This window comes from Rhizobium freirei PRF 81, from assembly GCF_000359745.1.
In the GTDB taxonomy this organism is placed as follows: Bacteria; Pseudomonadota; Alphaproteobacteria; order Rhizobiales; family Rhizobiaceae; genus Rhizobium; species Rhizobium freirei.
The window spans coordinates 591,724-599,222 of record NZ_AQHN01000089.1 but is presented as its reverse complement, the minus strand read 5'-3'; the positions used below and the strand labels follow the sequence as shown (position 1 = coordinate 599,222).

Annotated in this window: 5 protein-coding genes; all 5 read left to right on the top strand. The window is 61.4% G+C overall.

Features of this window, described 5'->3' with window-relative positions; translation table 11 throughout:
- Positions 1-113 precede the first annotated feature (113 nt).
- The 5 genes from RHSP_RS30595 (at position 114) to RHSP_RS30575 (ending at position 7,425) form a co-directional block, all read left to right on the top strand.
- A complete protein-coding gene (locus RHSP_RS30595; RefSeq protein WP_004128258.1) occupies positions 114-665 on the top strand; it encodes a hypothetical protein in 552 nt (183 codons plus the stop codon).
- 244 nt (positions 666-909) lie between these two features.
- Positions 910-3,837: an aminotransferase gene (locus tag RHSP_RS30590; protein ID WP_037155544.1), complete on the top strand. Its 2,928-nt coding sequence runs from the start codon at positions 910-912 to the stop codon at positions 3,835-3,837.
- Positions 3,838-4,350: 513 nt separating this feature from the next.
- Positions 4,351-4,545 (top strand): hypothetical protein, encoded by a 195-nt coding sequence (locus RHSP_RS30585; protein ID WP_037155432.1) that lies wholly within the window; start codon positions 4,351-4,353, stop codon positions 4,543-4,545.
- A 233-nt stretch (positions 4,546-4,778) separates the two neighbouring features.
- Positions 4,779-5,771 (top strand): P1 family peptidase, encoded by a 993-nt coding sequence (locus tag RHSP_RS30580; protein ID WP_004128249.1) that lies wholly within the window; start codon positions 4,779-4,781, stop codon positions 5,769-5,771.
- A 124-nt stretch (positions 5,772-5,895) separates the two neighbouring features.
- Positions 5,896-7,425 (top strand): ABC transporter substrate-binding protein, encoded by a 1,530-nt coding sequence (locus RHSP_RS30575; protein ID WP_004128248.1) that lies wholly within the window; start codon positions 5,896-5,898, stop codon positions 7,423-7,425.
- The last annotated feature ends 74 nt before the right edge of the window (positions 7,426-7,499 follow it).

Genomic DNA, 7,499 nt, shown 5'->3' with positions numbered 1-7,499 from the left:
TGCATCCGAACGGATGGGGTAAGGCGCAGGCCTCCCTCCGCCCTCTTTCCTTTTCGTTCCGAAGCCCGATTTGATATTGCTGATATCGAATCGGGCTTGGGCAAGGAAAAGACATGTCATTCTATCGCGATGGAACGCTGCTGCTAACGGCGTTTCTTCTGGGCGCCCCTGCGGTGCACGCTGCCACCGCCGAACAGGATCCCACGAAGATCGATCTTGCCAAGCTGATCGAATGCACGACCTACGACGTGCCAAGCTACAACGACTTCGCCATGTGGCTGACCGGGCCGGAGAGTGCAGCCGCCATGAAATTGTTCGGCATCAGCGAGCTGCCATCCGACAATCCCCTTCTCAGAGAATTCCAGCTGACGGCACCAGTGAGCGTCTTCGGGCGGAAGACGAGCAGGATCGCCTTTGCCTCCTCCGGACCCTTGGCCGTGCTCGACGAGCCTGATCCGCGCCCGCTTGCCAAGACACTTGGCGTGACGGCGGCCGTCGACCGGCCGCACAAGTTCCTCGGGGCCAAGGAAATCACGTCGAACCGGGAGCAGCTCGAAAATTCGGACACCGTGCTCCACACGGTCATCTCCCTCAACGTCTCGACCGACGACGGCCACCCCGGCAAGACATTGGCCGGCTGCAGCTATTCGATCGAGGTCGAATAACAGGCAAGCCCGGTGCCGGACTGTGAAACAGCGTACGGGTTTTGCTGAAAATGCCGTTCTCATCCTCTGGTTTAGATCGGGATTCGGATTTCAGGCCGGCTGGTGTAAAATCGTCCCGATCTAGCCGGGCGCGATCTGCGGCCTATCTTCTCCCTAATTGCGCGACCACCCTATCTGTTTTGGGTAATTTTCTTTAGAGTGGAATGGTTTAGTGTCGACGCAAATGAACCATCCGGGGGATGCCATGGCCGACGCCGCGCTCGTAAATCGCATGCAACTGCCGAGACCGGACGTCACGCCGGAAGAAGCGGCTGAGATTCTGCTGGCGCATTATGGCTTGACCGGAGCACTGACCGAGCTCGGCAGCCAACAGGACCGCAACTATCGCGTCGATGCCGGCGACAACGCCTATGTGCTGAAGATCTGCCACGCCGAATACGAACTGATCGAGCTGGAGGCGCAAAATGCCGCCATCCGCCATCTGCTGGCAAAGCCCGATGCGCCGCGCGTGCCCGAAGTGGTGCCGTCCCTGAACGGCCGCGACATTCTCACCATTACCGTCCGCGAACAGGATTACCTTGTCCGGCTGCTCGGCTTTCTCCCCGGCCGAACGCTGACCCAGCGCAAACATCTGCCGCAGGCGGCGGCAGCCGGGCTCGGCGCGCTTTCGGCCCGGCTCGCCCGCGATCTTGCCGATTTCGAGCATCCCGGCCTGCATCGGCACCTGCAATGGGACCTGCGCCGAGCCGGTCCCGTCGCCGTGCAGCTCCTGTCGGCCATAACGGACCACGAGGCGCGCGACCGCATCGCCAAGGCGATGGTGGCGGCCGTCAAGCGCCTGCAGCCGCTTGCTGCCGGCTTGCGCGTGCAGCCCGTGCATCACGACGTCACCGACGACAATGTCGTCAGCCATCCCGATGCGCATGGACAGCAGGTGCCGGATGGCGTCATCGATTTCGGCGATATCATCCAGGGCTGGCTGGTGGGCGATCTTGCGGTCACCTGCGCCTCGCTGCTGCATCATGCGGACGGCAATCCGTTTTATATCCTTCCCGCCATCAAGGCCTACCATGCGGTCTATCCGCTGCAGGAGGTCGAAGCCAAAGCCTTGTGGCCGTTGATCGTTGCGCGCGCCGTCATTCTTGCGGCAAGCAGCGAACAGCAGCTGGCCATCGATCCCGACAACGAATATGTGCGCGGCAATCTCGATTTCGAGCGCCAGATCTTCGATGTCGCCACCGGCGCGCAGCCGGACGTGATGGAGGCCGCGATCCTGCGGACGATCGGCTTCGATGTTGCCCCGCTTGCGACGGAAGGCTGGTCGGCGCTTCTGCCCGATATCGATCGGCAGCAGATTGCCGCCATCGATCTTTCCGTGACCGGACCCGATTTCGTCGATGCCAACTGGCAAAAGCCCGACATGGATTGGCGGCTGCTTGCACAGACGGCCATCGCTTCCGGCACTGCGGCGACCCGTTACGGCGAATTTCGCCTGTCGCTCGCGACGCCGCTCAGCATGGCGCCGCCGGAGAACTTCGCTTTGCATAACGATGTGTGCCTCCCGTCCGGCTCGACGGTCGCCGCCCCCTTCCCAGGGCTCCTGCAACGGCAAGGGCAACATTTCGTCCTTGTCGGCGAGGGCGTCAGCCTGCATCTCGATGGCCTCGATAGCGCGCTCGAAGACGGTGCGGCGATAGAACAGGGCGCGACCATCGGCACCATCGGCAGCGAAGGATCGGCGATCGGCGGGCTGCGCATCCAGCTTTGCCGCGTGCCGAGCCTGGTGCCGCCGCTCTTTGCAACGGCGGACCAGGCGGACGGATGGTCGGCGATCTGCCCCTCGCCCATCGCTCTTCTCAGCGCTTCCTGCGAAGCCCCGCGGCCGGATGCTTCCGCGCTGCTTTCCCTGCGCAATGCGCGTTTCGCCAAGCCGCAGAAACACTATTACGAGACGCCGCCGCAGATCGAGCGCGGATGGCGGGAATTCCTGTTCGACATGCACGGACGATGCTATCTCGACATGGTCAACAACGTCACTACGCTCGGCCACGCTCATCCGCGGCTGACGACGGCCATCGCACACCAATGGTCGCTGCTCAACACCAACTCCCGCTTTCACTATTCGGCGGTCGCGGAGTTTTCCGAGCGGCTGGCAACACTGGCGCCGGAAGGGCTCGACTGCGTCTTCCTCGTCAACAGCGGCTCCGAGGCCAATGATCTCGCCATCCGGCTTGCCTGGGCGCATACGGGCAAGAAGAACATGCTCTGCCTGCTGGAGGCCTATCACGGCTGGACGGTCGCGAGCGATGCAGTCTCCACCTCGATTGCGGACAATCCGCAGGCGCTGACGACACGCCCCGATTGGGTCCATCCCGTCATTTCACCTAATACCTATCGCGGCCCCTTCCGGGGCCCCGATTCGGCATCGGACTATCTTGTCGACCTCACCGAGAAGCTGCAGTCGATCGATGAGAAGGGCGATGGCGTCGCCGGCTTCATCGCCGAACCCGTCTACGGCAATGCCGGCGGCATCGCTCTTCCCCACGGCTATCTCGCCCGCGCGTACGACGCCGTGCGGCAGCGCGGCGGCCTTTGCATCGCCGACGAGGTGCAGGTGGGCTATGGCCGCCTCGGCGAACATTTCTGGGGCTTCGAAAGCCAGGATGTCGTGCCGGATATCGTCACCATCGCCAAGGGCATGGGCAACGGTCATCCGCTCGGTGCGGTCATCACCCGCCGCGAGATTGCCGAATCGCTGGAGCGGGAAGGCTATTTCTTCTCTTCCGCCGGCGGCAGCCCGGTCAGTTGCGTGGTCGGGCTCACCGTTCTCGACATTCTCAGGGACGAGAAGCTGCAGGAAAACGCCAGCGTCGTCGGCGATCGTCTGAAGGCGGGGCTGATCGAGCTGATGGATCGCTTCCCGCTGATCGGCGCCGTGCACGGCACGGGGCTCTATCTCGGCGTGGAATTCGTTCGCGACCGGGAGGCGCTGACGCCGGCGACCGAAGAGACGGCGGCGATCTGCGAGCGCCTGCTCGATCTCGGGGTCATCATGCAGCCGACCGGCGATCACCTGAATGTGCTAAAGATCAAGCCGCCGTTGTGCCTAGCGCCCGAGAGCGCCGATTTCTTCGTAAGGGCCCTGGAAAAGGCGCTTCAGGACGGATTTTGATGTCGTCTTTGCGCCGTTAACCATTGAGGTGATTTGGCGGCGAGCGAATTTAAATGCCATCGGGGCATTGTCGAATCTCCCGCCAGTTCCTATCTGTCTGTCGGTGATCGGCAAGCCGTCCCGACGCGGGTAGCAATGCGAGGGCATTTGACACAACCTTCCCCGCTATTCGCCCGGTTCGGAATTTTATTTTCCTGATCGTCGATTTTTTGACATCTTTCGGAATATGGTTCTGGAGATGAAATTGCTATTATCCACTAATATGGTGGATAATAGTGCACCGGATCGCGGTGCTCCATTGTCGGAGCCCCTAGCAAGTACAACGCCAACTGAGGGAGTGACATGCTGAATATTAAAGTCATCGCTTCGATCCTTGGGCGGTCCGTGCTTGGCAATGACCGCTCGGGCACGCTCTCCCGCCCGCGCTGTCGAATGTGACGTTCGTCCTCTTACCGGATTCAAACAGTCAATTCGCCATGTCTGCACCGATAGCGGTGCGGAGGGAGTCTATTTATGAAGAAGCAAGTTATCGAATACGCCGGCGTTCCCGTCGGTATTGTCGTTCCTGATCAGGATCGGCTCAAATTCATCGCTGTGAAGTACCATGTCCATGATCTGGACGAGCAGCATTTCAGAAACGCGGACGAGGTGAAGCTTGCGATCCGCGACCTTCTTTCCCGGCAGCCGGCACAGCCGATCCATGTCTGATGGATCGGCTGCGTTCCACTCCTTTATTCAATCTTTTCCAGCCCTCGCCCGTGAATGTGGTTTGCTCCGATCTCACGGCGAGGGCTGATTTCGACCGGCGGCCCTGAAGGCAATCCCGGTCTGCAGCCTTCTCGCTGCTGCACGCAATCACCGCAACCTATCTTGTCTTTTGATCCTCTTTACGGTCCTATCGCCATAACGACCTTGCGTTGCGAATGACGAAGGATTTCTTGTTGCCTGATCATCTCAATCTCCTGACCGATGTCGAAGGCGTCGCTGTTGGACATTCCACCGATCTTGCGCTTGGCTCGGGGGTCACCGCCATCATCTTCGATGAGCCGGCGGTCGCATCCGGCACCGTTCTCGGCGGCGCGCCCGGCGGACGGGATACGGCATTGCTGGACCCTGCGATGACCGTCGACACGGTGGATGGCTTCGTTCTCTCCGGCGGTTCGGCCTTCGGACTTGATGCCGCAGGCGGAGTACAGGCGGGCCTGAGGGAGATCGGCCGCGGCTTGCAGGTCGGCGATGTGCGAGTGCCGATCGTGCCGCAGGCGATCCTTTTCGATCTCATCAACGGCGGCAACAAGGATTGGGGGCTGCACTCGCCCTATCGCGACCTCGGCTATGCCTCCTTCAAGGCGGCAGGCAAAGGGCCGTTCGCACTCGGCACGGTCGGCGCCGGCACCGGCGCCACGACGGCAACGGTCAAGGGCGGGCTAGGTTCGGCCTGTGCTGTCAGCAGCAGGGGGTACAAGATCGCCGCCATCGTCGCCGTCAATGCGCTCGGCTCGGCCACCATCGGCGACGGCCCGCATTTCTGGGCGGCCCCTTTCGAGGAAAATGGCGAATTCGGCGGCCTCGGCATACCGCAGACGATCGATTCGCGCCTGCGTCTGAAGGGCACCAACATCACCGCCACGACCATCGGCGCCGTCGTTACCGATGCTCAGCTGGCCAAGGCCGAAGCCCATCGCCTGTCGATCTCAGCGCATGACGGCTTTGCTCGGGCGCTTTTGTCGACGCATCTGCCGCTCGACGGCGATACCGTGTTCGCCGCCTCCACGAATAAGCACGCCCGCGACGATATGCAGAGCTTCATGGAACTCTGCCATCTCGCCGCCGTCGTCATGGCGCGCGCAATTGCCCGCGGCGTCTACGAGGCAACGGCGCTGCCGATCGAGGGCGGGCAGCCCGCATGGCGGGATCGCTTCGCCAAGCCGTAGGCCTCCTGACCGCATATGCACAAATTTTCAGAATTGCGTGTGCAACTGCGAGATGACACTATCTTGAAAAAGACCGCATGCCGGAGGGAAGCCGGCCTTGCGGGCAAGAAGCAAGGGAACCGAGATGACGAAGTTTTCACGCCCGAGCCTTAGCGATGTCGCGCGCCGGCTTGCGTTTGGTGCGGCCCTTTCGACCGGCCTGCTGATGATGGGCCTCACACCGGCCGAAGCCGCGAAAACGACGCTCAATCTCGGCATGAGCGTCGAGCCGACAGGCCTCGATCCGACGATCGCCGCTCCCGTCGCGATCGGCCAGGTCACCTGGCAGAATATCTTCGAGGGACTGGTTGCCATCGATGAAAGCGGCAAGATCGTTCCGCAGCTCGCCAAGAGCTGGGAGATTTCTCCCGACGGGCTGACCTATACGTTCAAACTGCAGAGCGGCGTGAAATTCCACGACGGACAGACTTTCGATTCCGCCGCCGCCAAGTTCACACTCGATCGCGCCCGCGGCGCCCAATCCGTCAATCCACAGAAGCGTTTCTTTGCGACCATCGCGTCGATCGACACGCCGGATGCGGAAACGCTGGTGCTGCATCTTTCCTCGCCGACCGGCAGCCTGCTCTATTGGCTCGGCTGGCCCTCTTCTGTCATGGTCGGGCCGAAATCCTCCGCCGATGACAAGATGGCTCCCGTCGGCACAGGCCCGTTCAAATTCTCCGCCTGGGCCAAGGGCGACCATGTCGACCTGATCAAGAACCCGGACTACTGGAACAAATCCGTCGACGTGAAGCTCGAGAAGGTGACCTTCCGCTTCATTTCCGATCCGCAGGCGGAGGCCGCTGCGCTGAAGGCCGGCGACGTCGATGCCTTTCCGGAATTCGCCGCCCCCGAGCTCGTGAATTCCTTCGACGGCAATTCCAGGCTCATGACCAAGATCGGCAATACCGAGCTGAAGGTCGTGGCCGGCATGAACAACATGCGCAAGCCCTTCGACGACAAGCGCGTGCGTCAGGCCCTGATGATTGCGCTTGACCGCAAGACGATCATCGAAGGCGCATGGTCCGGCTTCGGCACGGCAATCGGCAGCCACTACACGCCGAACGACCCCGGATACAAAGATCTGACCGGCACGCTGCCCTACGACGTGGCCAAGGCCAAAGCCCTGCTTGCCGAAGCCGGCTATCCAAATGGCTTCACCTTCACCATCAAGACACCGCAGATGGCCTATGCGCCGCGCAGCGCCCAGGTGATGCAGGCGATGTTTGCCGATATCGGCGTAACGATGAATATCGAGCCGACGGAATTTCCGGCAAAATGGGTGCAGGATGTCTTCAGCGGCCGCAACTACGACATGACCATCGTCGCCCATGCCGAGCCGATGGATATCGATATCTATTCGCGCGATCCCTACTACTTCAACTACAAGAACCCTGATTTCAATGAGCTGATGAAAAAGATCCAGCTCACCGCTGATCCCGCCGAGCAGAACAAGCTCTATGGAGAGGCACAGTCGATTCTTGCAGAGGATGTGCCGGCCCTCTATCTCTTCGTCATGCCGAAGCTCGGCATCTGGGATAAGAAATTGAAGGGCCTTTGGGAGAACGAGCCCATTCCCTCGAACGTGCTGACCAAGGTATCCTGGGAAGATTGATCGCTTCTGCGCGACGATGCCGACGGGCGGACCCAAGCCGCCCGCCGTCGAGGTTCACGACGCCGGCACGATCG

Coding starts and splice junctions, on each gene's coding strand:
- RHSP_RS30595 (WP_004128258.1), top strand. CDS start 114: ATGTCATTCTATCGCGATGGAACGCTGCTGCTAACGGCGTTTCTTCTG.
- RHSP_RS30590 (WP_037155544.1), top strand. CDS start 910: ATGGCCGACGCCGCGCTCGTAAATCGCATGCAACTGCCGAGACCGGAC.
- RHSP_RS30585 (WP_037155432.1), top strand. CDS start 4,351: ATGAAGAAGCAAGTTATCGAATACGCCGGCGTTCCCGTCGGTATTGTC.
- RHSP_RS30575 (WP_004128248.1), top strand. CDS start 5,896: ATGACGAAGTTTTCACGCCCGAGCCTTAGCGATGTCGCGCGCCGGCTT.